Raw genomic sequence first — 26657 nt, forward strand, 5'->3', positions numbered from 1 at the left:
TTTTAATTTTTTATGCAAATATAGCATGAGAATTTTATTATTTTTGTTAAACAAAAAAAAACAAGCATGAGCTCTGAAGACCTATCTCTAAAAAATAGTAATTATAATTTTTCCTTTGAATCAATCTTTGTGGTCTTAACTCTTAGCATTTATTTATTACTTGATTTTGCCCCAGTATTAAACTCAATTGATGTAGCAGGTTTTCAATGGTTAACAATGTCTATATTAAATGTAGGTATAGGATATTTTGTGTTCCATTTTATTAAAAGCGAAAACTTAAAAGAATTAAGAACTTTTAAAGTTAATAATATAATTATTCTATACTCAATATTCCTTTTCTTCTCTGGGATTTCGATTTTTTATGCACCTAATTTTTCTGAAGCTATTTTAACTTTTAATAGATTAATTCTAATTGCTTTTTTAGTTTTTACTCTTAAACTTTTTAGCCAAATAAAAATATTTTTTTTACCAAACCTTTCAATTGCAATTAGTATCATTGCGTTTTTTCAATCTTTTATTGCTTTTACTTCATTTATTTCTAAAGTAAATGAAGCTCCTCTAAATGAAATTTATAATATTTTGACCCAAAACTCAGGTAATATTAATATTTTTTCTGCAACATTGGTTTTTAAAATCCCATTCATATTATATGGGATTCATTATTTTACAGGAATAAAAAAAGTTTTTTTCTCTTTAACTTTTATTCTTGTTTCAATTATTCTTTTTTTAACGCTTTCTAGAACGAGTATCATAAGTCTCTTAATAGTTTCTGTATGCTTTATAATAGCTTCATTAGTCAAAAAAAATAATCTTATTAATACCTTTATAGTATTAATAGGGTTATTTATTGCTTTTGGTTTTCAAACAAAATATTTGAAATATTTACCTAAGAAAGGCGTGATTGAAGTGTATATGAGTGATGCAGAGTCAGACGCAACAAGTGGACGTATATATCTTTGGAAAAACACAATAGAAATAATTAAAAATTCACCCTTTTTAGGAACAGGACTGGGTAGTTATAAGATTGAGTCAATTCCTTATGAAAGTAAACAAAGAACAACATGGTCAATCTCAAAATATTCGCATAATGATTTTTTACAAACTGCAAGTGAAACTGGAATAATTAATGGTTTAATCTATTTAAGCTTATTTTTAATAATTGCTTGGAAGTCATTTAAAATTCTTATAAAAAAATCAACAGAAAGTGATACTTTTTGGTTGGCTCTTATTGTTTTTACTTCTGTTTTTGCTTACGGTTTTGACTCTTCATTAAATTTTCCAAAAGAAAGAATAATTACTCAAATTCATTTTGTTATAATAACTTTCTTATTCTTTATTCTTACAAGAGATTTGAAAGAATTTTTCGTAGTGAAAACAAAAAATATATTAGTTATTTTTATTGTATTTTCTGTTTTAACAATATATCCAAACTACCTACAACATAAATCACTACAAGGACAAAATGAAATTGTACTCGATGAAAACAAATTAACTTTGTCTTCATCAAAAGTAGATGAAATTTTACCTAGTTTCCCTACACTAACCACACTAGGTTATCAAATAGACGCGGTAAAAGCAAGGTATTTAGAAAAAGAAGGGCATTTTGATCAAGCTATACAATTACTGAATAGTTCTAGAAACCAAAATAAGAATATGATGATAAACGAATCTATATTAGCAACTATTTATACCAAGAAAAATATTACTGATAGTATTAATACTAATTGGGAAAAATGCTACAAAATGTTTCCATTATATGAACCTTTCTTCGCAAATCATTTAAATATTTTATCTAAAAGGAAAGACACTATAAAGTTAAAAGAAGTAGTAAACTATATTAAAACCTTAAATTATTATCCAAAACTTATTTATATAGCTACAAAATATTTAAAAGAAGCAAATATTTCTAATAACGAGATTAAAAAAATGTATAAAGATGTTATAAAAAAGCACCCTAAAGACAGCCTCATAAATATTATTTCAAAAGTAATAGAACAAAAAGACAAAATTGATACTAATGAAGCGGACAAAGAAGCTATGTTCTTAAATAAACTAAAATCAATTCGTTCTGACAACTGGGAAGCTCAACTGAATACATATATCGAGTTAGAAAAAATAAATCCAAAGGAAATAATTTACACTGAAAATATTGCAGTTTGTTATTATCAATTAAAAAAATATAATTTTGCAATCCCCTATCTAAAGAAAGTGATAGACTCTAAAATCTTTAAAAATGGTAAATCAGAATATATAATTGCTGCTTGTTACCATTACATGAAACAATCTGAACTGGCTTGTAATTATGCTCAAATGGCACTGAATAATAATTACATCCCTAAAGACTGTAAAGAAATTATGATAAAAAATTGCACAAAATGATTTCAAAAAAATCTACAATCCATTTTTTAGATGGAAACTATTTACTTTTAAATCAATTTCTAAAAGAAAATAATTTTTCAAAAATTTTCATCATGGTAGATGAAAATACGAATGAATATTGTCTTCCTTATTTTTTACCGAAATTGGAAACCGAAATTGAATTTGAAATTATTGAATTAGAGGCGGGTGAAGAAAATAAAACTATAGAAACTTGCATAAGTGTTTGGGAAGCTTTAACTGAATTAGGCGCTGATAGAAAGACGCTTATTATTAATATTGGAGGTGGAGTCGTAACAGACATGGGAGGCTTCATTGCCTCAACTTTCAAAAGAGGTTTAGCATTCATCAATATTCCGACCACTTTATTAGCTATGGTGGACGCTTCTGTAGGAGGAAAAAATGGAGTAGATTTAGGAGGTCTAAAAAATCAAATAGGTACTATTACGCAACCCGAAATGGTTTTAATAGACACTTCATACCTTCAAACATTATCACAAAGAGAAATGCGTTCAGGGTTAGCTGAAATGTTAAAACACGGATTAATTGCCCATAAAGAACATTGGAATAAATTTAAAAATTTATCCGAAATCCATTTTGATAGTTTTGATAGCTTAATAAAAGAATCGGTATCTATAAAAACCAAAATAGTATTAGAAGACCCTAAAGAACAAGGAATAAGAAAAACCTTAAATTTTGGTCACACTCTCGGTCATGCTATCGAAACTTACTTTTTAGAAACACCTTCTAAAGAAAGACTATTACACGGCGAAGCCATTGCTTGTGGTATGATTTTGGAAAGTTATTTATCATTTAAAAAAGAGCTTTTATCTATAGAGGAATATCAAGAAATAAAACGTTTAATACAAAACATATATTCTCCCATTTCTTTTGAATCTGATGAAATTAATACAATCATTAATTTATTAATTCACGACAAAAAAAATGAATTTGGAAAGATACAATTCAGTCTTCTAAATTCTATCGGTCAATGCGTAATAAATCAAACGGTAGAAGACTTAGATATATTAACTGCTTTTGATGATTATAAAATTTAATTTTTTTAAAAATTTTCTTTGGAGTAAAAAGTTATTATTTTTTATTTTTGCCTGCTATGGATGAACCCCTTTATACCGAACTAGAAATCATTTTTGCGAATATTCGCATTTGAATAAATTGTATAGAGTTTTTTTTATTAATTTTAATTTACAATTTATTTATAGCTAAATGAATACAAAATATTTCGACTTAATCAATCAAACATTTTATTTTCCTCAAGAAGAATTTACTTTAAACAAAGACCATCTTCAGTTTCATGGTATTGATCTAATGAAATTAGTAGAACAGTACGGTACTCCTTTAAAGTTTACTTATTTACCTAAAATTTCTCAAAACATTAACAAAGCCAAAATGTGGTTTCGTAATGCTATGGAAAAACACGGCTATGAAGCTAAATATTATTATTGTTATTGTACTAAAAGTTCACATTTTGAATTTATCTTAAATGAAGCTTTAAAAAACAATATTCACATAGAAACCTCTTCTGCCTTTGACATTAATATCGTTGAAAAATTAATGGAAGATGGGAGAATCAATAAAAATACTTTTGTTGTTTGTAATGGTTTTAAACGTGGACAATACGTTACCAATATCGCTCGATTAATCAACAATGGTCATAAAAATACCGTTCCCGTAATTGATAATTTTGAAGAATTAGATTTATTACAAGAAGAAATTGACGGTAAATTCAAAATAGGTATTCGTATAGCAGCAGAAGAAGAACCTAAGTTTGAATTTTATACTTCTCGTTTAGGAATAGGTTATAAAGATATAGTTCCTTTTTACAGAAAAAACATTCAGGATAATAAAAAAGTCGAACTAAAAATGCTTCACTTTTTTATTAACGCTGGTATACGCGATACAGCTTATTACTGGAACGAGTTACTAAAATGTATGAAGGTTTACATAAATCTAAAAAAAGAATGTCCTACTTTAGATAGTTTAAATATTGGTGGTGGATTCCCTATTAAAAACTCTTTAGCATTTGAATATGACTATCAATACATGGTAGATGAAATCCTAAACCAAATTAAAATCGCTTGTGATGAAGCAGAAGTACCTGTTCCTCATATATTTACCGAATTTGGATCTTTTACAGTTGGAGAAGCAGGAGGAGCTGTCTATCAAGTACTATATCAGAAAAAACAAAATGATAGAGAAAACTGGAACATGATCGATTCTTCCTTCATTACGACATTACCTGATACATGGGCAATAAATAAGCGTTTTGTCATGTTAGCTGTAAATCGATGGAATGATACTTATGAAAGAGTGCTATTAGGAGGCTTAACATGTGATGGAGACGATTATTATAACTCGGAACAACACATGAACGCCATTTATCTTCCTAAATACAATAAGGAAAAACCTTTGTATATTGGTTTTTTTAATACAGGTGCCTATCAAGAAACCATAGGAGGGCATGGAGGTTTACACCACTGTATCTTACCACAACCTAAACATATCTTGATTGACAAAGATAAAAATGGCATTTTTGCAACAGAAGTTTTTTCAGAAGAACAAAAAGCTGAAGAAATACTAGAAATACTAGGTTATAACAAAAAATAAAAACAAAAATAAAAACAAAAAATACAAACACAAACAATAAATAAAAATGAGTAAAGGACCTATTAGTCAATTTATTGAAAAACATTATCTTCATTTTAATGCAGCTGCCTTGGTAGATGCCGCTAAAGGATATGAAGAACATTTGTTAGACAATGGTAAAATGATGATTACTTTAGCAGGAGCTATGAGTACTGCTGAATTAGGTAAATCATTAGCCGAAATGATTCGTCAAGACAAAGTACACATCATTTCATGTACCGGAGCTAACTTGGAAGAAGATATTATGAACCTTGTTGCTCATAATTCATACAAAAGAGTTCCTAACTACCGTGATTTATCACCACAAGAAGAATGGGACTTATTAGAAAATCATTACAACCGTGTAACTGACACTTGTATCCCAGAAGAAGAAGCCTTCCGTCGTTTACAATCACACTTATATAATATTTGGAACAAAGCAGATAAATCAGGTGAAAGATACTTTCCTCATGAATTTATGTATCAAATGATTAATTCTGGTGTCTTAGAACAATATTACGAAATTGATCCTAAAGACTCTTGGATGGTAGCTGCTGCTGAAAAAAATCTTCCAATAGTTGTACCCGGCTGGGAAGACAGTACAATGGGTAATATATTTGCTTCTTATTGTATAAAAGGGGAATTTCAAGCTACCACAATGAAAAGTGGTGTAGAATATATGATGTGGTTAGCTGACTGGTATACTAAAAACTGCGAAGGAAAAGGAATAGGTTTCTTCCAAATTGGAGGTGGTATTGCTGGTGACTTCCCTATTTGTGTAGTTCCTATGTTATACCAAGATATGGAAATGCATGATGTTCCTTTTTGGAGCTATTTCTGTCAAATTTCAGACTCAACCACTAGTTATGGTTCGTACTCCGGTGCTGTTCCTAATGAAAAAATAACTTGGGGTAAATTAGATATTACAACTCCAAAATTTATTGTTGAATCTGATGCAACTATTGTTGCTCCATTAATTTTCGCATACGTTTTAGGTCAATAAAAAAAAGATTATCCCCAATTTATGAAAAGAGTTATTGTAGATTATTCAAAGCTTACAAGTGAAATTTTAAACCTTCTAGTAGAAAAGTTCCCTGAAGGTTATGATGATTCTGACATCATTCGCTTTAAAAATGCTAAAAACGAAACAATCGAAGCTGTTGAAGTTAGAACTGAAGATACTATTTATTTAGTAAAAGTAAGCACTAAATTAGCAGATCGAATTGTTAACTTTGATGACGATGACGATATGGATGGTGATGATACACTAGACGCATTAAAAGATTTAGAAATCGATTCGGATGAAGCATCGGATGAAGAAAAAGAGGAGCAATCTGAAGACGAAGATTCTGATGAAGACGAAGATTCTGATGAAGACGAAGGCGAAGAGGAGGAAGACTAACTAAGCAAGAACAAAGAAGGTTGCCTATTTTTAAAATTACACCAAAAAGTTAGATAATTTTAATGAGAATGAGAATACCTAAAAGTAAGTAATAACTTAACGTCTAACTTATTACTTCAACAATAAGAAAAGTCGCATTATCAAGTTATATTATTTCTCCCTTTGAAAGAAAAACTTTCTTAGGGAGAAATTCTTTTAGGAAAGTGACATTCCTTTTTACCTCAAATTCCGCACAGATTCGAACGAAATAAATTGGCGAAGCAAATTATCCATTCATTCTACTTTATTTTTTCTAATTTAAACAGGCACTCCAATCTTAACCATCAAAATAGGTCGCATTTTTTCTTCTAAAATTTTCCGTGAGCACTTGAAATTATTGATTTTTTTGTTTCTAAACGAAGTATAATCTAGAATCTGGATAAAAAAATACCCCTTTTTTTCTTACTGATATGGGTAAAAGCAGTAATTTAATGACTGATTTTTCTTCCTTCAAGCAAAGAAAAAGATCTAAAAAATCAGTATTCAACACCTAATCTATCACTTATATAACAGGAGAAATTATCAACTATATAATCTCTCCTTTTGGCTGAAATGAAGAAGAGTACAGACTTTTAAGACAACTTAATTGAAAGCAAAAAATGGGGTAATTTTTTTAAATTCAAAGTCCTTTCTATTTATAATACATTTCTAACACACAATCTGGGGTAATCAGATTTTATGAATGCTATTTGAAGAAGTAAAAATTGAAAAGCACTACATTCCCGTTAAATATTTAAAATATGTCTAATAAAAATTTTTCATTAAAATATAAAAGACCTAAGCCTTTACTTATAAATTTGTCTAACGATAATCTATTTATGAAAAAACTATTTTCTTTGAGTCTTCCTTCTCTTTTCTTTCTACTTATTTATAAAATTAAAACCCTAAATCACGTTCTATTTCTTCCATTTCTATTATATCATGTGCCTCCAACAAAGTAGGAACAACCAAAATATTTTCAGGAACTTCACTAAAATCAATTCCTTTAGCCACTAAAACAAAAGATTTCTTTAAAGCTTTATGTTTATCTGATAATTCTAAAAAAGAACTAATAGCATCTAAATTAATTGAATCATCATGGGTAATGTCTATGATTAGATTAACATCTTTAAATGTATTATATTGGCTTGTCAATTTTTGTAAAAACACATCAAAACTTCCTTCTGTATCTTTTATAATAGCAGTATGTTCTTTATGATCTACTTTCATCATTCTTTTTTTACACTAAATTAAACATTCATTTATTAAATAAAAAATATTTTATTTAATCTTCGAAGCTAACAAATAAATTACTGCCATACGAATTGCAACTCCATTTTCTACCTGATCTAAAATAACCGACTGTTTAGAATCTGCTACATCACTAGTTATTTCAACTCCTCGATTAATAGGACCTGGATGCATTATTACTATTTCTTTATTCAAAGAGTTTAATAATTCTTTGTCTAAACCATATTGCATGGTATATTCTCTAGTGGAAGGAAAATAGCTTACATCTAATCGTTCATTTTGTACACGTAACATATTTGCCACATCACACCACTCTAAGGCTTTACGTAAATTTGGTTCCACCCCTACTCCTAATTCGCGTATATAACGCGGAATTAATGTATTTGGTCCACATACTTTAACCTGCGCTCCTAATTTTTGTAGAGAGTAAATATTAGATAATGCGACACGTGAATGCAGAATATCGCCCACGATAACCACTTTTTTTCCTCCTACCTCTCCCAAACGTTCTCGAATGGTATACGCATCTAATAAAGCTTGTGTAGGATGTTCGTGTGCTCCATCACCCGCATTTACAATACTTGCATTTACATTTTTTGACAAAAACACAGCAGCTCCTGGTGATGAGTGACGCATTACCACCATATCTACTTTCATTGCTAAAATATTATTTACGGTATCAACAAGTGTTTCTCCTTTGGTTACAGAAGAACTTGAAGCTGCAAAATTAACTACATCAGCTGATAATCTCTTTTGAGCTAATTCAAATGAGAGTTTTGTTCGTGTACTGTTTTCGAAAAATATATTAGCAATCGTTATATCACGTAAAGAGGGTACTTTTTTTATTGGACGGTTAATCACTTCTTTAAAATGGTCAGCTGTTTCAAAAATCAACTGAATATCTTCTTCTGTAATATATTTTATTCCTAAAAGATGATTTACACTTAGTTCCTTCATTTTATTTAGTAATTATTTCAACTGAATCTTCTCCGTGGATTTCATGCCACTTTACTACAACTTTCTCATTATTGATAGCATCTACTTGACGACCTCTGTAATCTGGCTGTATAGGCAAATGACGACTAAAACGACGGTCGATCAACACTAACAATTCCACTTCTACCGGACGACCAAAGGATTGCATAGCTTGTAAAGCGGCATTGATACTTCTACCTGTATACAATACGTCATCAATAAAAATAACCTTCTTCCCTTCTATCAAAAAGTCGATTTGTGTTTTATTAGCTTCCAAAGTTTCGCCTCGACGGAAGTCATCTCTAAAAAAAGTAATATCTAAAAATCCAAGTGGAATATTTTTTATTTGATATTGTTGTTCTAGAATTTGTACTAACCGTTTTGCTAAATAAGTTCCTCTAGGCTGTATACCAATAAGAACAGTTTGAGAAAAATCGAGATGATTTTCAATAAGCTGACAAACCAAACGATGCAGTATAATATTTACTTCCTCTGAAGTTAGGAGCGTTTTATGACTCATATTGTGTTATTTCGTTTGGAGTGTAAATTTAGTCTTTTTATTTGAATTTAAACATATTTCTGATTTAAGAAATTAAAGCAAATACCAATTAAACTCAAATTTAGCATTGGATTCGAAGTGAATAGGCTTAGCCTATTCAACTTATTTTTATTCAAAAGATCTTTACTCAATCCATATAAACTTGTTACGACAATATGTATACAAAAAAACCCCGCAAATGCGGGGCTTAATTATATAAAGAAATCAAAGATTATTTTTCTCCTCTTTCCATTTTAGCTTTTAATTCAGCTAAAGCGTCGATATCACCTAAAGTTGATTTCTCAGCTTGATTAGAAGTAGTTTTAGTTTCAGCTTCTTTAACTACTTTCTCTTCTTCTTCACGGAAGATAGCTGTATGAGATGCTACTACTCTTTTGAATTCTTTATTGAATTCAATTACTTTGAAGTCAGCAGTATCCCCTTTTTTCAATTTTTTTCCATCTTCTTTTTCTAAGTGACGTGTAGGAATGAAAGCTACAACATCATCACCGAAATCTACAGTTGCCCCTTTGTCAACCATTTCAGAGATAGTACCATTGTGTACTGTACCTACAGCGAAAGCATCTTCATGCTTATCCCAAGGGTTAGCAGTAGTTTGTTTGTGACCTAATGACAATTTACGTGCATCAACGTCTAATTCTAATACTACAACATCTAATTTATCACCTACGTTAACAAATTCAGATGGGTGTTTGATTTTTTTAGTCCAAGATAAGTCAGAAATGTACACTAAACCATCAATACCTTCTTCTAATTCTACGAAAATACCAAAGTTAGTAAAGTTTCTTACTGTACCAGTATGTTTAGAACCTACAGGATATTTAGAAGTAATATCAGTCCAAGGGTCGTTAGATAATTGTTTGATACCTAAAGACATTTTTCTTTCTTCTCTATCTAAAGTTAAGATAACTGCTTCAACTTCGTCACCAATTTTCACGAAATCTTGAGCTGAACGTAAATGTGTAGACCAAGACATTTCAGAAACGTGGATTAAACCCTCAACACCTTCAGCAACTTCGATGAAAGCACCGTAATCAGCTAAAACAACTACTTTACCTTTTACTTTATCACCAACAGCTAAGTTAGCATCTAAAGCATCCCAAGGGTGAGCGTTTAATTGTTTTAAACCTAATTGGATACGTGTTTTCTCATCATCAAAGTCTAAGATAACAACGTTTAATTTTTGGTCTAATTCTAATACTTCAGATGGGTGGTTGATTCTTGACCAAGATAAGTCAGTGATGTGGATTAATCCATCTACACCTCCTAAGTCAATGAATACACCGTAAGAAGTAATGTTTTTAACAACACCTTCTAATACTTGACCTTTTTCTAATTGACCGATGATTTCTTTTTTCTGAACCTCGATATCAGCTTCGATAAGCGCTTTGTGAGATACAACAACGTTTTTGAATTCGTGGTTGATTTTAACCACTTTGAATTCCATCATTTTATTCACATATTGATCGTAGTCACGGATCGGTTTCACATCGATTTGAGAACCTGGTAAGAAAGCTTCAATACCAAATACATCAACAATCATACCGCCTTTAGTTCTACATTTCACGAAACCATTAACGATTTCACCAGACTCATTCGCAGCGATAACTCTATCCCATGCTTTGATTGTTCTAGCTTTTTTGTGAGATAATACTAACTGACCTGATTTATCTTCACGGATATCAATTAATACTTCTACTTTATCACCTACTTTTAAGTTAGGATTATAACGGAACTCGTTTAAAGATATAACACCTTCTGATTTTGCATTGATATCAACAATAGCATCTCTTTCAGTAATTCTAACAACAACACCTTCTACAACTTCTTCAGCACCTGTAGAAATAAAAGTTTTTGCTACTAAATCTTCAAACTCTTGTAAATTTTTAGCGTCTACTGCATCAATACCTTCAGCATAGTTATGCCAGTTAAAATCTGCTAAAAATTGTTCTTGTTCTTTTGTAATTTCAGACATGATCTGATTTTTAAATTTGTATTCTGTTTCTTCGGTGTTTCATTAAGCAGTAAAAAACAGAAGCGTTTTACATATAATTACTTGAATCCCTTTCAGATACACCTACTGCTAAAAGGTGTGCAAAATTACACATAATAAATTAATTAACAAATAGTTTTCTTTTTTTACAAACAAAAAAAGCCGATTTTTAATAAAATCGGCTTTTAATAGTGTATTAGTGTATTCTTTTTTAGTGTGAAAAAGATTCTACATCTTTAGGATTGTGTTTATGCTTGAATAAAAAGGCAAAAGCTATTGCTATAATTAAGGCATAAATAGCAAAAGAAAACCAAATGCTATGCCAATCTCTTTGTCCATTGATTGTAAAATAGGCATCTATTACTTTTCCACTAATTAATCCTCCAAAAAATGAACCAAAACCATTTGTCATCATCATAAATAATCCTTGTGCAGAGGAACGAATAGAGGAATCTGTTGTTGTTTCTACAAATAAAGAACCTGAAATATTGAAAAAGTCAAATGCCATTCCGTATACAATACAGGATAAAATAATCATCCATAATCCACTCGCAGGATTTCCATAAGCAAATAAACCGAAGCGTAGCACCCAAGCCAACATAGAGATTAACATTACTTGTTTAATACCAAAACGTTTTAAAAAAAATGGAATTGCTAAAATAAATAGTGTTTCTGAAATTTGAGAAATAGACATGATTAAAGTAGAATTTTTCACAATCAAGCTATTAGCGTACTGAGGCATATTACCAAATTCCGACAAAAACACATCTCCATACATATTAGTTAATTGCAATGCTCCTCCTAAAAACATGGAGAAAACAAAAAACAATGCCATTTTATATGTATTAAATAACTTAAATGAGTCTAAACCTAATTTTTTAGATAAGGTAGCATTTTCATCCATCAAATTTTGAGGTTTACAAGCTGGAAGGGTAAACGAATAAATCCCTAAAATAATTGCTGTTAATGCAGAAATATAAAACATATTAGCAGACGCTTTATTTCCTGTTAAGTTAGTCGTCCACATAGCTAAAATAAAACCTACAGTACCCCATACACGAATGGGAGGAAAAACTTTAACTACATCAAAATCATTTTCTTTTAAAATAGTATATGCTACAGAATTAGACAAAGAAATAGTAGGCATGTAACACATCATAGCAGCAAAGATAACCCAATAAAAGGTGGTTGGATTATCTACTTGCGGAAGATAAGCCACACACAAACCTCCTAATATATGAAGTATACCATATAATCTTTCTGCATTTATCCATTTATCAGCCACAATACCCGTAATAGCTGGCATAATAATAGAAGATATTCCAAGTGTTGAAAATATGGCTCCAAACTCAGCACCACTCCATTGTTTGGTTCCAAACCAGTAATTCCCAACTGTAATTAACCAAGCTCCCCATACAAAAAACTGTAAAAAGCTCATTAAGGTTAGTCTAATTTTTATATTCATACGTTTTGATTTGGTTATTATATTCTAAAAAGCGGGTAAATCTATGAAAAAATCAGTACTTTCTGATGGTTCTATAAAAAAATATTCGCTTTTTTAAATTTTTGCTTTAATTATTTCCATAACTCTTTTAAATTGTTCTTCTCTTGTTAATTCTGAATTATCAATTTCTATTGCATCGGCTGCTTTAACTAATGGTGAATCTTTCCGAGTGGTATCTATAAAGTCACGTTCTAAAACATTTTCTAACACTCGATCATAGGAAACTTGTTGTCCTTTTTCTGTCAATTCATCAAAACGGCGTTGTGCTCGAACATTTGCTTTAGAAGTCATAAATAATTTAATTTCTGCATTTGGAAAAACAACGGTTCCTATATCACGACCATCCATAACGACTCCTTTATCAATTCCCATTTGTTTTTGTTGGCTTACAAGTCTAGATCGAACTTCTGATATTTCAGCAATTCTGCTTACATAGGTAGAAACTTCTAATGTTCTTATTTGCTTTTCCACATTAATTCCATCTAAATACATTTCGGCAAAACCGAGGCTTGAATTAAATTGAAAATTTAAGTTTAAACTTGGTAAAAGTTTTATTAATTGTTTAACATCAAATTGAAATTCATCAATTAAATTATGTTGCATAGCAAAATAAGTAACGGCACGATACATAGCTCCAGTATCTACATATACATATCCTAGCTCTTTTGCTATTTGTTTAGCTAAAGTACTCTTTCCTGTGGAGGAAAATCCATCAATTGCAATTGTAATTTTTTTCAATTTTTAAAGATTTATAGTTAATCCAAACATAGATGTATTGGATGCTAAAGTATATCTTGCATAAGAATAATCGAAACGAAATTTAGAAAAACGGATTCCTACTCCTGCTGAAAATCCTGCAAAAGTACGTTGTTCTAAAATTTTAAGTTCAGCTGCTCTTCTAAAATTATAGCTTATTCTAAAATTAATTCCTTTATCTGGTAAAAGTTCCGCTCCTAAAACTACATGACGCATAGCGTTTCCTAAAAAACTTATTTCTTCTTCTTTTACCACTCCATCTAAAGTTTGTTCGTTTCTTGCGGGGTTAGAAAATGCAAGTTGCCATTTTTGCAAATTATCTATTGTTAAATGCCATCTAATTGGCAAATGTTCCAACTTTTGTGAAACTCCCAACATTACTTCTAATGGTAATTTTTCTTGTATTCCGTTATAGGTTATGATTTGTGTTCCAAAATTTTTGACTAATAAAGCATAATTAACGGATTTTTGTTCGTCTAAATAATTAATTCCTATATCAGTAGCAATCCCAAATGATTGATAATTTTCTAAAGAAGAGGCTATCAGCTTAGCGTTTGCTCCTAAATACCAATCACTTCTAGGGATATTATATGCGTATCCTAAGGACATAGCTAATTCATTAGCTGTGAAACTACCTGTTTGCCCCCCAAATTCGTCTCTTCCATCAAATTTACCGTAATTAATATAGGATATTCCTGCATGAATTGTTTGAATATGCCTATCATAATTTAAAGCATAAGACGCTGTACCATAATTTATATCACCTAAATAGCTTCCGTAATTAACTGCTAATTTTCCATCCATTTCTTGATTCACAGAGGCTGGATTTAGCATCGGTTGATTTACATCATTGTCGTATATTGTAATAGCTTTCCCTCCTAAGGCTGCTTGTCTTGGAGATGTAGTTAAATTTAAAAAACGATAAACACCACTACCCCCTATTTGTGAATAGATAGGTAGAGAGATAATAAAAGCTAATAATAGGAATTTAGACTGCATCAAACATTGCGTTAAATTAATATTTGTAACGCTGCAGCGAAGATATTATTTTTTAATAAAAAAACGGCTATTTTAACATAGCCGTTTTTCATCTTACAATTTTTTTGCATTTTTTGCTTTCTCTTTTGTTATTGCAATTTCGAGTACTTCACTCATTTCGCTTACATAATGAAAGGTTAAGCCTTCTAAATATTCCGGATTAATTTCATCTATGTCTCTTTTATTTTCTACACATAGAATTATCTCTTTTATTTTAGCTCGTTTAGCTGCTAGTATTTTTTCTTTTATACCTCCTACTGGTAACACTTTTCCTCTCAGCGTTATTTCTCCTGTCATGGCCAAGTTTTTTTTGACTCTTTTTTGTGTTAACAATGACACTAAAGAGGTTAACATGGCAATACCTGCACTTGGTCCATCTTTAGGAGTTGCTCCTTCTGGAATATGTACGTGAATATTATATTTTGTAAAAATATCAGTATCAATACCTAAACTACTCCCATTTGCTTTTACATACTCCATAGCAATCGTAATTGACTCTTTCATTACAGTTCCTATATTTCCAGTAAAAGTCAAGCCTCCTTTTCCTGCTGAAATAATTGACTCAATAAATAAGATATCTCCTCCTACACTAGTCCATGCCAAACCTGTAACAACTCCTGCTATTTCATTATTTTCATATTTGTCGCGTTCCATACGAGGTGCTCCTAACACTTTAATAACATCTTCATCTGTCGTTTTTACATTATACTCTTCTTCCATTGCTATCGATTTTGCAGCATTACGAACCATTTGGGCAATTTTTTTCTCTAATCCTCGCACTCCTGATTCTCTAGTATAACCTTCTACTATTTTTTCTATTTGTTTTTTGCCTATAGAAAATTGTTTAGCGTTTAATCCATGATCTTTAATTTGTTTAGGAACTAAATGCTGTTTTGCTATTTCAACTTTTTCCTCTATTGTATAACCTGTCATCGTTATAATTTCCATGCGGTCTCTAAGTGCTGGTTGTACAGCTGAAATATTATTAGAAGTTGCAATAAACATGATTTTAGATAAATCGAATCCCATTTCTAGGAAATTATCATAAAATTCTTTGTTTTGTTCTGGATCCAATGCTTCTAATAAGGCAGATGATGGATCGCCACTATGACTGCTTGATAATTTATCTATTTCATCCAGAATAAAAACAGGATTTGATGATTTTACTTTTTTCAAATTTTGCAAAATTCGACCAGGCATTGCTCCTATATAGGTTTTTCTATGCCCTCTAATTTCAGCTTCATCACGCAAACCTCCTAAAGACATACGTACATACTCACGACCTAATGCTTCTGCAATAGAACGTCCGATAGAAGTTTTACCTACTCCTGGAGGTCCTGTAAAGCATAATATAGGGGACTTCATATCATTACGTAATTTTAAAACAGCTAAATGTTCTATAATTCGTTTTTTGATTTCTTCCATTCCATAATGATCACGATCCAATATCGTTTGGGCTCTTTTTAAATCAAAGTTATCTTTCGTGTATTCGTTCCAAGGCAATTCTAAAAAAAGCTCTAAATAATTACGTTGAATACTAAAATCAGGTGAATTAGGATTTGTACGTTGTAATTTTTGCAATTCTTTTTCAAAATGCTCGCCTACTTTTTTCTTCCATTTTTTAGCTTTTGCTTTTTTACGCATTTCTTCTATTTCTTGCTCAGTAGAATTACCTCCTAATTCTTCTTGTATGGTTTTCATCTGTTGTTGCAAGAAATATTCGCGTTGTTGTTGATCTAAATCAAAACGAACCTTTGATTGAATATCGTTCTTCAATTCTAACTTTTGAAATTCGATATTCATATATTTTAATGTTTCTAAAGCACGTTCTTTTAGATCATGCATTTCGAGCAGCTCTTGTTTTTCTTCTGCCGTTAAATTCATATTAGAAGAAACGAAACTTACTAAAAAAGGATCGCTTTCTATATTTTTGATGGCAAAGGTTGCTTCTGTAGGAATATTAGGGCTTTCTTTAATAATTTGAATCGCCAACTCACGAATTGAATCTATAATTACATTCAATTCATTATCTTCTTCAGCTGGACGAATTTCAGGAACTTCTTTTATAGTAGCTCTTATATAAGGTTCTGTGGTTGTTACAGTATCTATTTCAAAGCGTTTTTTCCCTTGTAAAATAACGGTTGTATTACCATCAGGCATTTTAAGAATTTTTAAAATACGTGCTACTGTACCTATTTTATTAATTTGTTCCGCTGTAGGATCTTCATCTTCTTCATTTTTTTGCGAAACAACTCCAATGATTTTATCTAAAGCATTGGCATCATTTAGCAATTTTATTGACTTATCTCTTCCTGCTGTAATAGGTATTACAACGCCTGGAAAAAGCACTGTATTACGCAAAGGTAAGATAGGTAAATCTACAGGTAGACTTTCTTTATTCATTTCTTCCTCATCTTCTGGTGTTAAAAGAGGGATTAATTCTGCTTCATGATCTATTTCCTGAAGTGACATATTGTCAAGTGTAATGATTTTTTGTTGTGACATATTGTAAACTAAGCCATTTTGACATTAAAAAAAAATTATTTGTATTCTCTTTACTATAGAAAATACAACAAAAAAAACTGATTTACAGATAGATATACACAAATAATAATCTATAAACCGAGTTAAACTTTCAAGGATTATGCCATACCTTCTAATCATTTGTGTATTTATTCCTTGGCACTCTTAAAAGTAATAATAGACCTATAATAAAAAAAACAGCTAAAAACAATACTGAGTTTCTCATTGTTCCTGTAATTTGATCTATAATTCCGTAAATAGACATTCCTATTACGATACCTATTTTTTCGGTTACATCATAAAAACTAAAATAGGATGCTGTATCTGTAGTTTCTGGTAAAAATTTTGAATATGTAGAACGCGCTAATGATTGAATCCCTCCCATTACTAATCCTACGAATCCTGCTGTTCCATAAAACTGAATAGGCGTTTTTACGTAAAAGGCTACAATACATAAAATAGCCCAACATGTATTTAAAAAAATTAAAACTTTAATATTTCCAAATTTTCGCGAAGCTATGGACGTAAAATAGGCTCCTACAATTGCTACCAATTGAATTAACAAAATACTTATAATTAGTCCTGATGTTTTTTGACTATCGGTTTTCCAACTTATTTCTTCGGCTCCAAAATAAGTAGCGACTAACATTACTGTCTGAACAGCCATAATAAAAACAAAATAACTAGCTAAATATCGTTTAAGTGCTAAATTTTTTTTCAATTCTTTCCAAACTAATTGCAATTCATGAAAACCATCTAAGATTACAGCTCGTGTTACTTTATTTCCTGTACTTATTCCTTTAGGAAGATAATAATAAGTAATATGACTAAATCCTATCCACCAAATACCTGTCATTACAAAAGAATAACGCATCATATCTATTGCTTTTTCATTAGAATCGACACTCATTACCATTCCTAAATTAACTAACAACAAAAGGGTACTTCCTAAATATCCCATTGAAAATCCACGTGCACTAACGGCATCTTGTTGTTCAGGATAAGCAATATCGGGTAAATAAGAATTATAAAAGACTAAACTTCCCCAAAAACCTATTAATCCCAAAAGATAGATTACAAAACTTAAAAAAAAGTTATCTGAATCAAACCAATATAAGCCTATACATGCTACACCTCCCATATAACAAAAAAAACGAAGAAAGGCCATTTTGTTTCCAACATAATCAGCTATTCCTGATAATATTGGTGAAATAAGAGCAACTATAACAAAAGCTATTGCCGTTACAAAAGAAATCACAGCAGTATCCTTAAAATGATATCCTAAAATATCAACATAGTGGTTTCCTCTGATCTTAAAAATAGCACTATAATAAATAGGAAAAATAGCAGAAGTTATGACTAAACTATATACTGAATTTGCCCAATCATAAAAAGCCCAAGCATTTAATAATTTTTTATCTCCTTTTTGAAGTGGTTGCATTTTTTTTTTGATTTAAATTAAAAAATAAAAGCCCTTATTAGGGGCTTCTAAAGTAGTCTTTTTTATTTAAATACAACACCAAATTTGGCCGCTTCTATTTTTACATTAGGAATCCATTGTTTTAGATTGGTTATACGTGTTTCATTGCTAGGATGTGTACTCATAAACTCAGGTGGTGCTTGTCCATTTGATTTAGCAGACATACGTTCCCATACGTATACTGCATTTTCAGGATTATAACCTGCAATAGCCATCAGCAATAATCCTATTTGATCCGCTTCTGATTCATGAGCTCTACTAAAAGGCAACATTCCCCCTACTTGAGAAGCTAATCCATAATATTGCATAAACTCTGCCTGTTGCTGTTGAGACTTACTACTAGTGGCAATAGCAACTCCTATAGCTCCTGCTTGTTGTAACAAACCCGCACTCATACGCTGTTGTCCATGATTAGCGAGTGCATGTGCTACTTCATGCCCCATAACTGCTGCCATACCTGCTTCATCTTTCGTTATTGGCAAAATACCTGTATAAACTACTATTTTTCCTCCAGGCATACACCAAGCGTTTACTTCTTTACTATCTACTAAATTATATTCCCATGCGTAATTTTTCAAATAAGTCGAATTTCCATTTGCATTTAGCCATCTTTCTGCTGCTGTCTTTATTTTTATTCCAATATTTTCAACTCGTTTTGCTTCTGTAGTTCCTTTTATAACTTTATTTTCAGATAAAAATTGATTATATTGTTGAAATGCTGTTGGAAATATCTGACTATCTGGAACTAATGCCATAGTACTTTTACCTGTAAAGGGATTTTTAGCACAAGATATTATAAGAGATAAAATACTAAATGCGTATAGAATTCTTTTTTTCATTATTTTATTTTTTTAAAAAGGTAAAATTACAATTTTCAAAAAGTTTTTTCTTATAAAACCAGTAGAAATTCATCTATAAATACTTCTTTTTATCTAAATTATTTAGAGAATTTCTTTTTTATTTCTTTAAAAAACAGTAAAACACCTAATAATTGAGTTCTGTTAAAAAACTAAATCCCCCAAATTGGAATACTTCGATACAAGATTTTTGAATGTTATAATATAAAAACCTTACACTTGATAATAAAATTCGAATTTGAGTTATTATGTTTTATGAAGTTTTTAATTTTTCCGCGGATCTTAATCATCTATTTTTAATACCTTCTATCATGATTCATTAATTTGTATTAATTTAGCTCTAAAAACTATTATATTTTGAAAAAGAAGAAACAAAATAGCAACAGTGTACCTAAAACAATTATTTATACAGCAAAAGGATTTGCTTTTTTTTCTAAAAAATTAACTACAACGTTTTGCATTCGCTTGTTTACTACCCCTACGAAACATAAAACTCCAAAAAGAGAATGGCAGATGGTTCAAAAATCAAGAACAGAACCTCTTTTTATTCCTAAAATAAATAAACAGATAGAAGTTTATCATTATGGCGATAGCCCTAAAAAAGTTTTACTAGTTCATGGTTGGTCAGGAAGAGGAACACAACTTTTCAAAATAGCGGATGAATTATTAAAAATAGGTTATTCTACAATTAGCTATGATGCTCCTGGACATGGTAAATCAAAATCTAGTCCCACGTTAATAACCGAATTTATAGCTTGCAATTTTGAATTAGAAAAACAATTTGGTCCATTTGATTACGCTATTGGCCATTCTCTTGGTGGAATGTCTTTACTTAATTCTGTAAAGAGGGGATTACAGGTAAAAAAAATGGTGACAATTGGCGCTGCGGATAAAATTATTGACATTTTACGATCTTTTGTTATGCAATTAGGCTTAAAATCTGAAATTTCGGAACTCATGAAACAAAAATTTGAAACTAATTTTGGAGAACCCATAGACAACTATGATGCTGCTAATGCTGCTAAAGGAGTTATAATCCCAACTTTAGTTATACATGACAAGGATGACTATGAAGTTCCTATTAGTTGCGGAAAAGCCATTTATAATCAGTTACCTAATGGTTTATTTATTGAAACTGAAAAATTAGGCCATAGAAAAATATTAGGAAATGATGATGTAATTGCGCAAGTTATGCAATTTTTAAATTAATTTTAAAGTATTTAAACAACATCAAGTAAGTATCCTAAAAGATCACAATCTTCTTTATTCCGGCCAAAGGAAGAAATTACATAATTTTGAGAATATGCCTTCTCCCTTTGGTCGAAGTGACAAACCATCTATTAAATTACGACTTTTATCTTGGTTCGGAAATCAGGAAAAATTTTCGTTCATTTTGTTTTCTTTTCCTTTTCATATTGACAAGAAGATTAATGCGTAATTTGGATTAAACCCTGATTCAGAAAGGAGTAAGGAACAAGGGGTTGAACCTTGATTTTTTTTAATTGGTTTTATTTGAATCTACGATAAAAAGAGACTGTCTAAAATAGATAATCACTTTAAACAGTCTTTTTTTAAAATAAAATATTTTATTGGTAGATTCTAGCGCAAAGGTCTTTGTATTTTTCTAGAACTACTTTACGTTTTAGCTTTAATGTAGGCGTAAGCTCTCCTCCATCTATTGACCAAACATTGGGTGTAAGCTCTATTTTTTTAACTTGTTCCCAATTACCAAATTTAACATTAAGATGGTTTATTTCTTGATAAATTCTTTTAATAACTTCTGGATTTTGAACCAATTCTTCATTTGTTGAGCCAATATTTATATGATGAATGTGAGCCCATTCTCTAATAAATTCGAAAGCAGGTTGAATAATGGCTGCTGGCATTTTTTGTCCTTCGCCTATAACCATTATTTGTTCTATAAATCTAGATTGTTTAAATGTGTTTTCTAAAATCTGAGGAGCTACATATTTACCTCCAGAAGTTTTAAACATTTCTTTTTTACGATCTGTTATACGTAAAAAACCATCTTTATCAAATTCACCTATATCGCCTGTATGGAAATAGCCGTTTTTAATCACGTCTTCTGTTTGTGCTTGATCCTTATAATATCCCATCATTAAATTAGGTCCTTTAAAAAGAATCTCGCCATCCTCTCCTATTTTGACTTCTATATTTTTGATTGGTTTACCTACGGTACCTATACGAAACAACCCATTACGCATATCATTTACAGATATAATAGGTGAAGTTTCGGTAAGACCATACCCTTCCACTACAGGCATTCCTGCTGCTGAAAACACACGAGTTAAACGAGTTTGTAAAGCGGCACTTCCTGAAACCATTATTTTCACATTTCCTCCTAATGCTTCTTGCCACTTACTAAATATTAATTTACGAGCAATTTTTAATTGAAATTCATACCACCAACCGTTTTTACCGTATGGTTCGTATTTCAAACCTAATTCAACCGCCCAAAAGAAAATTTTCTTTTTAAGTCCTGTTAATTCAGTTCCTTTTGCATAAATTTTATCATAAACTTTTTCTAATAGTCTAGGAACAACTGTAAATACATCGGGTTGAACTTCTTTAAAATTATCTGAAATTTTATCAATAGATTCTGCAAAATAAATTGAGATAGAATAATACTGGTAAATATATAAGATAACTCTCTCAAAAATATGACAAATAGGAAGGAAACTCATAGCTTTTGCTTGACCTGGTTCTAGAGGGATTCTGTCAGAGCTATTTAAAACATTGGAGACTATATTGTTATGCGATAACATTACACCTTTTGGCTTACCTGTTGTTCCTGAGGTATAAATAATGGTTGCTAAGTCACTTGCTTTTACATTGTTTTTACGTTCTTCTACAAAATTTTGTGTATTTGTATCTTTCCCAATAGCTAATAAATCAGTCCAATTTTTTTCTCCTGAAATTTCATCAAATGTAAAAATTCCTACTAAATTAGGTAAATTAGCTTTAATAGAATTTAATTTATTTAAAACTTCTTTATCAGATACGAAACAATATTTTGATTCGGAATGGCTTAAAATGTATTGGTAATCTTGTTCTGATATGGTTGGATAAATAGGGACTGTTTGAGCTCCTACTTGCAATACTCCTATATCCATAATATTCCATTCTGTTCTATTATTAGATGAAATAATGGCTATTTTATCATCTTTTTGCACTCCCATGGTAATAAGTGCTCTTGAAACGGCATTTGCTTTATCTATATATTCTTGGGTAGACGTTTTAACCCATTTTCCTTGATATTTTGTAACTAACGCATCTGGTAAGTTGTTCTTTTCTAGCTGATAATAAGGAAAATCAAATAATCTTGTAATGTTCGTCATTATTAAATAGGGGTAAAGTTATAGTGCAAATTAATTATTTTTAACTTAAAATACAATTTTTATTCATTTTTTAAAATTAATTAATGAATAATTTACACATAAAATTCTTTTTGTTTGAATAATAGTATTCTTTTTTCTTTTTTTTTAAATAATATTCTAATATATTTAATTTATCTATTTTGATTTATTAAAAAATTTCAAATCATAGAATAGATCTTGTAGTAAGCGTAAAAGTATAGAAACTTTTTTGATTGAGTAAAAGGATGAGATTTTTTAAACTAAAAATCTTTGTATTTATTATAAACAAGACTTCTTCTTAAATTATTTAGAACTATATGTAATTCAAACTTAAGAAAATGATCAATATCCCACAAATATTCAATTAAAGAAGTTTATAATATAAACAAAATGAGCCTGACAAAATCAGACTCATTTTATTATATAATTCTAATATTATATTTTATAATTTATTGGATTAGTTTAAAATAAATTTTTCTATCAATGTTATTTTAATCAAAAGATTATCCTAATATTTCTTTTACTTTCTTACCAATTTCAGCTGGAGAATCTACAACATGAATTCCATTTTCTCTCATGATACGTTTTTTAGCTTCGGCTGTATCGTCAGCTCCTCCTACGATTGCGCCAGCATGCCCCATTGTACGTCCTTTTGGTGCTGTTTCACCAGCAATAAATCCTACAACTGGTTTACGGTTGCCATCTGCTTTTATCCATTTAGCTGCATCTGCTTCTAATTGACCTCCAATTTCACCGATCATAATGATACAGTGTGTTTCTGGATCATTCATCAATAATTCAACGGCTTCTTTAGTAGTGGTACCAATAATAGGGTCTCCTCCAATTCCGATAGCAGTTGTAATTCCAAATCCTTGACGAACTACTTGATCTGCTGCTTCATAAGTAAGAGTTCCTGACTTAGACACAATACCTATATTTCCTTTTTTGAAAACAAAACCAGGCATAATACCAACTTTAGCTTCTTCTGGAGTAATTACACCAGGACAATTAGGACCTACTAATCTACAACCTTTTCCTTTAATGTAATCATATGCTTTAATCATATCTGCTACAGGAATACCTTCTGTAATACAAATGATAACTTTAATACCTGCATCTGCTGCTTCCATAATAGCATCTGCTGCAAACGCTGGTGGTACAAAAATAATAGATGTATCTGCACCTGCTTGATCTACTGCATCTTTTACTGTATTAAATACAGGACGATCTAAATGTGTAGAACCTCCTTTTCCTGGGGTAACTCCTCCTACTACATTAGTTCCGTACTCTATCATTTGTGAAGCATGGAAAGTACCTTCACTTCCTGTAAAACCTTGTACGATTATTTTTGAATCTTTATTTACTAAAACACTCATAATATGTGTATTGTTTGTTATAAAATATATGACGCAAAAGTAAACCTTTTACTCTTACTTTAAAATTATTTTTAAAAAGAATATTTGAAATTTTATATTTCATTAATCTTCTTAGAATAGGACTGAATTGAGAAGAATAAACTGATATTTTCTAAAATTTTGTTAACCAATAACAATCTATAATACTAAGATTTTTTATTCTTCATTTTGACTAAGCTTATTTAATATTTCTGGCATTTTTTTGAGGTTTGCTAATTGTTTAAATTTTTCACGCGATTCCTCTGCTGGTGTTCCAAAATAAGCTTTTGATCCTTCGAGTGATTTTGTAACTCCTGTTTGTCCCATTACCACTGCTTTTTCGCCTATTTTTATACCACTAGTAATTCCTACTTGCCCCCATAATGTAACTTCATCTTCTATAACAACACAACCTGCAATACCTGTTTGTGAAGCAATTAGACATTTTTTTCCTATTATGGTATCGTGTCCTATATGCACTTGATTATCTATTTTTGTTCCTTCGCCTATGGTGGTATCACCTGTTACGCCTTTATCAATAGTACATAATGCTCCTATTCCTACATTATCTTTGAGGACTACTCTTCCTCCTGATAATAATTGGTCAAATCCTTCTGGTCTTTTTTTATAATAAAAAGCGTCTGCTCCAATAATAGTTCCTGAGTGAATGATAACATTATTACCAATAATTGTATGATCATAAATGGAAACATTTGAATGAATCAAACAATTGGTCCCTATTTTTACATTATTCCCAATAAAGCAATTGGGTTGTATTATAGTATTTTCTCCTATTTGAGCAGTAGAAGCTATAGATGTATTAGAGGCTTGAAATGGTTTAAAATATTTTATAAGAAAATTAAAATCTCTAAAAGGATCTTCTGAAACTAATAAGGCTTTTCCCTCTGGACATTCCACTTCTTTATTTATCAAAATAATCGTAGCTTCAGATTGTAAAGCTTTATCATAATATTTAGGATGGTCTACAAAAACAATATCTCCAGATTGGACAACATGTATTTCATTCATTCCTAAAACGGGAAAATGAGCATCTCCTATAAATTTACAATTTATAATAGATGCTATTTCCTCTAAACGATATTGTCTAAGAAACTTCATTATTCCTTAACACGCTCCATATAAGCGCCTGTTGCTGTATCAATTTTGATTTTATCTCCTTCATTAATAAACAAAGGTACGTTTACTTGAGCTCCTGTTTCTACAGTAGCAGGCTTCGTAGCATTTGTTGCTGTATTTCCTTTTACTCCTGGTTCAGCATAGGTTACTTCTAAAACTACTGAAGCTGGCATATCTACAGACAAAGGCATTTCTGTTTCTGTATTGATTTGCACCATTACGTTAGTTCCTTCTTTTAACAAATCAGGAGCATCTAAAATATCCTTATTTAAAGTTATTTGCTCAAAAGTTTCTTGATTCATAAAATGAAACTCTGACCCTTCGTTATATAAATACTGAAAAGTGTGAGTTTCAACTCGTACTACTTCAATTTTATGACCTGCTGAAAATGTATTATCTAATACTTTCCCAGAAGTTAAAGATTTTAATTTAGTTCGAACGAAAGCGGGTCCTTTCCCTGGTTTTACATGTAAGAATTCAACTATTTTAAAGATATCGTTATTATACTTAATACATAATCCGTTTCTAATGTCTGCCGTACTTGCCATTTTATTTTACTATTTTTAAATATTTCCTGTATAACCTTTCATAATTCCTCTAGATGAATTTCTAATAAAATCAAGAATTTCATCTCGTTCTGGAGTAGCTGTCATTTCTGCTTCGATGATAGCTAACGCTTGGGTTGTATTGTAATTTTTTTGATATAAAATTCTATATATATCTTGAATTTCTCTGATTTTTTCGGTAGAAAAGCCTCTTCTTCTGAGTCCAACTGAGTTAATTCCCACATAGGACAATGGCTCTTTAGCTGCTTTTGTATAAGGTGGTACGTCTTTTCTAACGAGTGAACCTCCTGAAATCATAGCATGATCACCAATAGAAATAAATTGATGCACTGCTGCTAATCCTCCAATTACAGCATGATCTCCTACTGTAACATGCCCTGCTAATGCTACTCCATTTACTATTATGGCATTATTTCCAATATGACAATCATGTGCAACATGCGCTGTGGCCATAATTAAGCAATTATCACCTATTATGGTCTGACCAGAAGCAAGTGTTCCCCTATTAATAGTAACACACTCTCTAATGGTTGTATTATCACCTATAACAGCTAAGGAATCTTCACCCCCAAATTTTAAGTCTTGTGGAACAGCTGATATAACGGCTCCTGGAAAGATATTACAGTTTTTACCTATACGAGCTCCTTCCATAATCGTTACATTAGAACCTATCCAAGTACCCTCTCCTATTACCACATTATTATGTATCGTTGTAAAAGGCTCAATCACAACATTTTTTGCAATTTTTGCCCCTGGATGTACATATGCTAATGGTTGATTCATTTCTAATTTATTATAAGTTTAA

The 26657-nt window shown here is 30.7% G+C and carries 21 protein-coding genes; 6 read left to right on the forward strand and 15 right to left on the reverse strand.

The features are described 5' to 3' along the window. Nucleotides 1-66: 66 nt before the first annotated feature. The 5 genes from NAB20_RS13250 (at nucleotide 67) to NAB20_RS13270 (ending at nucleotide 6424) form a co-directional block, all read left to right on the forward strand. Nucleotides 67-2379 carry an O-antigen ligase family protein gene (locus NAB20_RS13250; protein WP_375605241.1) on the forward strand — a complete coding sequence of 771 codons (2313 nt, stop codon included), beginning with the start codon at nucleotides 67-69 and terminating at the stop codon, nucleotides 2377-2379. Further along, complete coding sequence (aroB, locus tag NAB20_RS13255) at nucleotides 2376-3434, forward strand: 3-dehydroquinate synthase (protein ID WP_105196309.1); 1059 nt, start codon at nucleotides 2376-2378, stop codon at nucleotides 3432-3434. Before NAB20_RS13250 ends, aroB begins: the two co-directional genes overlap by 4 nt. A gap of 169 nt (nucleotides 3435-3603) precedes the next feature. Further along, complete coding sequence (locus tag NAB20_RS13260) at nucleotides 3604-5004, forward strand: arginine decarboxylase (protein WP_105196308.1); 1401 nt, start codon at nucleotides 3604-3606, stop codon at nucleotides 5002-5004. Between the two features lie 46 nt (nucleotides 5005-5050). Further along, entirely contained in the window at nucleotides 5051-6025 is a 975-nt protein-coding gene (locus tag NAB20_RS13265) for a deoxyhypusine synthase family protein (RefSeq protein ID WP_088393266.1), read from the forward strand. 21 nt (nucleotides 6026-6046) lie between these two features. Beyond that, a complete protein-coding gene (locus tag NAB20_RS13270) occupies nucleotides 6047-6424 on the forward strand; it encodes a DNA primase (RefSeq protein WP_088393264.1) in 378 nt (125 codons plus the stop codon). Nucleotides 6425-7339: 915 nt separating this feature from the next. Here NAB20_RS13270 and NAB20_RS13275 read toward each other — a convergent pair. The 10 genes from NAB20_RS13275 to NAB20_RS13320 form a co-directional block, all read right to left on the reverse strand. Further along, complete coding sequence (locus NAB20_RS13275) at nucleotides 7340-7675, reverse strand: ribonuclease Z (RefSeq protein WP_375605242.1); 336 nt, start codon at nucleotides 7673-7675, stop codon at nucleotides 7340-7342. Between the two features lie 48 nt (nucleotides 7676-7723). Then, complete coding sequence (locus NAB20_RS13280; protein WP_375605243.1) at nucleotides 7724-8650, reverse strand: aspartate carbamoyltransferase catalytic subunit; 927 nt, start codon at nucleotides 8648-8650, stop codon at nucleotides 7724-7726. Nucleotide 8651: 1 nt separating this feature from the next. Then, nucleotides 8652-9188 carry a bifunctional pyr operon transcriptional regulator/uracil phosphoribosyltransferase PyrR gene (pyrR, locus tag NAB20_RS13285; protein WP_088394393.1) on the reverse strand — a complete coding sequence of 179 codons (537 nt, stop codon included), beginning with the start codon at nucleotides 9186-9188 and terminating at the stop codon, nucleotides 8652-8654. A gap of 250 nt (nucleotides 9189-9438) precedes the next feature. Then, nucleotides 9439-11202: a 30S ribosomal protein S1 gene (gene rpsA / locus NAB20_RS13290; RefSeq protein ID WP_088392875.1), complete on the reverse strand. Its 1764-nt coding sequence runs from the start codon at nucleotides 11200-11202 to the stop codon at nucleotides 9439-9441. Between the two features lie 229 nt (nucleotides 11203-11431). Continuing rightward, the gene (locus tag NAB20_RS13295) at nucleotides 11432-12685 is read right to left on the reverse strand and encodes a nucleoside permease (protein WP_105196305.1); all 1254 of its coding nucleotides are present in this window, start codon (nucleotides 12683-12685) and stop codon (nucleotides 11432-11434) included. 93 nt (nucleotides 12686-12778) lie between these two features. Then, a complete protein-coding gene (gene cmk / locus NAB20_RS13300) occupies nucleotides 12779-13462 on the reverse strand; it encodes a (d)CMP kinase (RefSeq protein WP_105196304.1) in 684 nt (227 codons plus the stop codon). Nucleotides 13463-13465: 3 nt separating this feature from the next. Continuing rightward, nucleotides 13466-14479, reverse strand: a complete 1014-nt coding sequence (porQ, locus tag NAB20_RS13305) for a type IX secretion system protein PorQ (RefSeq protein ID WP_105196303.1) — start codon at nucleotides 14477-14479, stop codon at nucleotides 13466-13468. 93 nt (nucleotides 14480-14572) lie between these two features. Beyond that, nucleotides 14573-17023 carry an endopeptidase La gene (lon, locus tag NAB20_RS13310; protein WP_088392883.1) on the reverse strand — a complete coding sequence of 817 codons (2451 nt, stop codon included), beginning with the start codon at nucleotides 17021-17023 and terminating at the stop codon, nucleotides 14573-14575. Nucleotides 17024-17174: 151 nt separating this feature from the next. Beyond that, nucleotides 17175-18482 (reverse strand): MFS transporter, encoded by a 1308-nt coding sequence (locus NAB20_RS13315; RefSeq protein WP_127822832.1) that lies wholly within the window; start codon nucleotides 18480-18482, stop codon nucleotides 17175-17177. Nucleotides 18483-18544: 62 nt separating this feature from the next. Next, nucleotides 18545-19360 carry a M48 family metallopeptidase gene (locus NAB20_RS13320; protein ID WP_088392887.1) on the reverse strand — a complete coding sequence of 272 codons (816 nt, stop codon included), beginning with the start codon at nucleotides 19358-19360 and terminating at the stop codon, nucleotides 18545-18547. Nucleotides 19361-19735: 375 nt separating this feature from the next. Between NAB20_RS13320 and NAB20_RS13325 the strand changes: the two genes are divergently transcribed. Beyond that, nucleotides 19736-20587: an alpha/beta fold hydrolase gene (locus NAB20_RS13325; RefSeq protein ID WP_375605244.1), complete on the forward strand. Its 852-nt coding sequence runs from the start codon at nucleotides 19736-19738 to the stop codon at nucleotides 20585-20587. Nucleotides 20588-20964: 377 nt separating this feature from the next. Here NAB20_RS13325 and NAB20_RS13330 read toward each other — a convergent pair whose 3' ends face one another. From NAB20_RS13330 to lpxA, 5 genes are all read right to left on the reverse strand, one after another. After that, nucleotides 20965-22737, reverse strand: coding sequence for a long-chain fatty acid--CoA ligase (locus NAB20_RS13330; protein WP_105196299.1), 1773 nt, complete (start codon nucleotides 22735-22737; stop codon nucleotides 20965-20967). Nucleotides 22738-23258: 521 nt separating this feature from the next. Beyond that, on the reverse strand, nucleotides 23259-24131 hold the full coding sequence (gene sucD / locus NAB20_RS13335) for a succinate--CoA ligase subunit alpha (protein WP_105196298.1): 873 nt from the start codon (nucleotides 24129-24131) through the stop codon (nucleotides 23259-23261). 195 nt (nucleotides 24132-24326) lie between these two features. Then, complete coding sequence (locus NAB20_RS13340; RefSeq protein WP_105196297.1) at nucleotides 24327-25268, reverse strand: UDP-3-O-(3-hydroxymyristoyl)glucosamine N-acyltransferase; 942 nt, start codon at nucleotides 25266-25268, stop codon at nucleotides 24327-24329. Then, entirely contained in the window at nucleotides 25268-25834 is a 567-nt protein-coding gene (gene efp / locus NAB20_RS13345; protein WP_060382649.1) for an elongation factor P, read from the reverse strand. The genes NAB20_RS13340 and efp overlap by 1 nt, the downstream gene beginning before the upstream one ends. Before the next feature lie 15 nt (nucleotides 25835-25849). After that, nucleotides 25850-26635, reverse strand: coding sequence for an acyl-ACP--UDP-N-acetylglucosamine O-acyltransferase (gene lpxA / locus NAB20_RS13350; protein ID WP_105196296.1), 786 nt, complete (start codon nucleotides 26633-26635; stop codon nucleotides 25850-25852). Nucleotides 26636-26657 lie beyond the last annotated feature (22 nt).

Origin of the sequence: Flavobacterium davisii, from assembly GCF_042182265.1 — a bacterium.
GTDB lineage: Bacteria > Bacteroidota > Bacteroidia > Flavobacteriales > Flavobacteriaceae > Flavobacterium > Flavobacterium davisii.

Bases quoted from the DNA above. Each gene is read 5' to 3' on its own strand.
- NAB20_RS13250 (WP_375605241.1), top strand. From the start codon at position 67: ATGAGCTCTGAAGACCTATCTCTAAAAAATAGTAATTATAATTTTTCC.
- aroB (WP_105196309.1), top strand. From the start codon at position 2,376: ATGATTTCAAAAAAATCTACAATCCATTTTTTAGATGGAAACTATTTA.
- NAB20_RS13260 (WP_105196308.1), top strand. From the start codon at position 3,604: ATGAATACAAAATATTTCGACTTAATCAATCAAACATTTTATTTTCCT.
- NAB20_RS13265 (WP_088393266.1), top strand. From the start codon at position 5,051: ATGAGTAAAGGACCTATTAGTCAATTTATTGAAAAACATTATCTTCAT.
- NAB20_RS13270 (WP_088393264.1), top strand. From the start codon at position 6,047: ATGAAAAGAGTTATTGTAGATTATTCAAAGCTTACAAGTGAAATTTTA.
- NAB20_RS13275 (WP_375605242.1), bottom strand. From the start codon at position 7,675: ATGATGAAAGTAGATCATAAAGAACATACTGCTATTATAAAAGATACA.
- NAB20_RS13280 (WP_375605243.1), bottom strand. From the start codon at position 8,650: ATGAAGGAACTAAGTGTAAATCATCTTTTAGGAATAAAATATATTACA.
- pyrR (WP_088394393.1), bottom strand. From the start codon at position 9,188: ATGAGTCATAAAACGCTCCTAACTTCAGAGGAAGTAAATATTATACTG.
- rpsA (WP_088392875.1), bottom strand. From the start codon at position 11,202: ATGTCTGAAATTACAAAAGAACAAGAACAATTTTTAGCAGATTTTAAC.
- NAB20_RS13295 (WP_105196305.1), bottom strand. From the start codon at position 12,685: ATGAATATAAAAATTAGACTAACCTTAATGAGCTTTTTACAGTTTTTT.
- porQ (WP_105196303.1), bottom strand. From the start codon at position 14,479: ATGCAGTCTAAATTCCTATTATTAGCTTTTATTATCTCTCTACCTATC.
- lon (WP_088392883.1), bottom strand. From the start codon at position 17,023: ATGTCACAACAAAAAATCATTACACTTGACAATATGTCACTTCAGGAA.
- NAB20_RS13315 (WP_127822832.1), bottom strand. From the start codon at position 18,482: ATGCAACCACTTCAAAAAGGAGATAAAAAATTATTAAATGCTTGGGCT.
- NAB20_RS13320 (WP_088392887.1), bottom strand. From the start codon at position 19,360: ATGAAAAAAAGAATTCTATACGCATTTAGTATTTTATCTCTTATAATA.
- NAB20_RS13330 (WP_105196299.1), bottom strand. From the start codon at position 22,737: ATGACGAACATTACAAGATTATTTGATTTTCCTTATTATCAGCTAGAA.
- sucD (WP_105196298.1), bottom strand. From the start codon at position 24,131: ATGAGTGTTTTAGTAAATAAAGATTCAAAAATAATCGTACAAGGTTTT.
- NAB20_RS13340 (WP_105196297.1), bottom strand. From the start codon at position 25,268: ATGAAGTTTCTTAGACAATATCGTTTAGAGGAAATAGCATCTATTATA.
- efp (WP_060382649.1), bottom strand. From the start codon at position 25,834: ATGGCAAGTACGGCAGACATTAGAAACGGATTATGTATTAAGTATAAT.
- lpxA (WP_105196296.1), bottom strand. From the start codon at position 26,635: ATGAATCAACCATTAGCATATGTACATCCAGGGGCAAAAATTGCAAAA.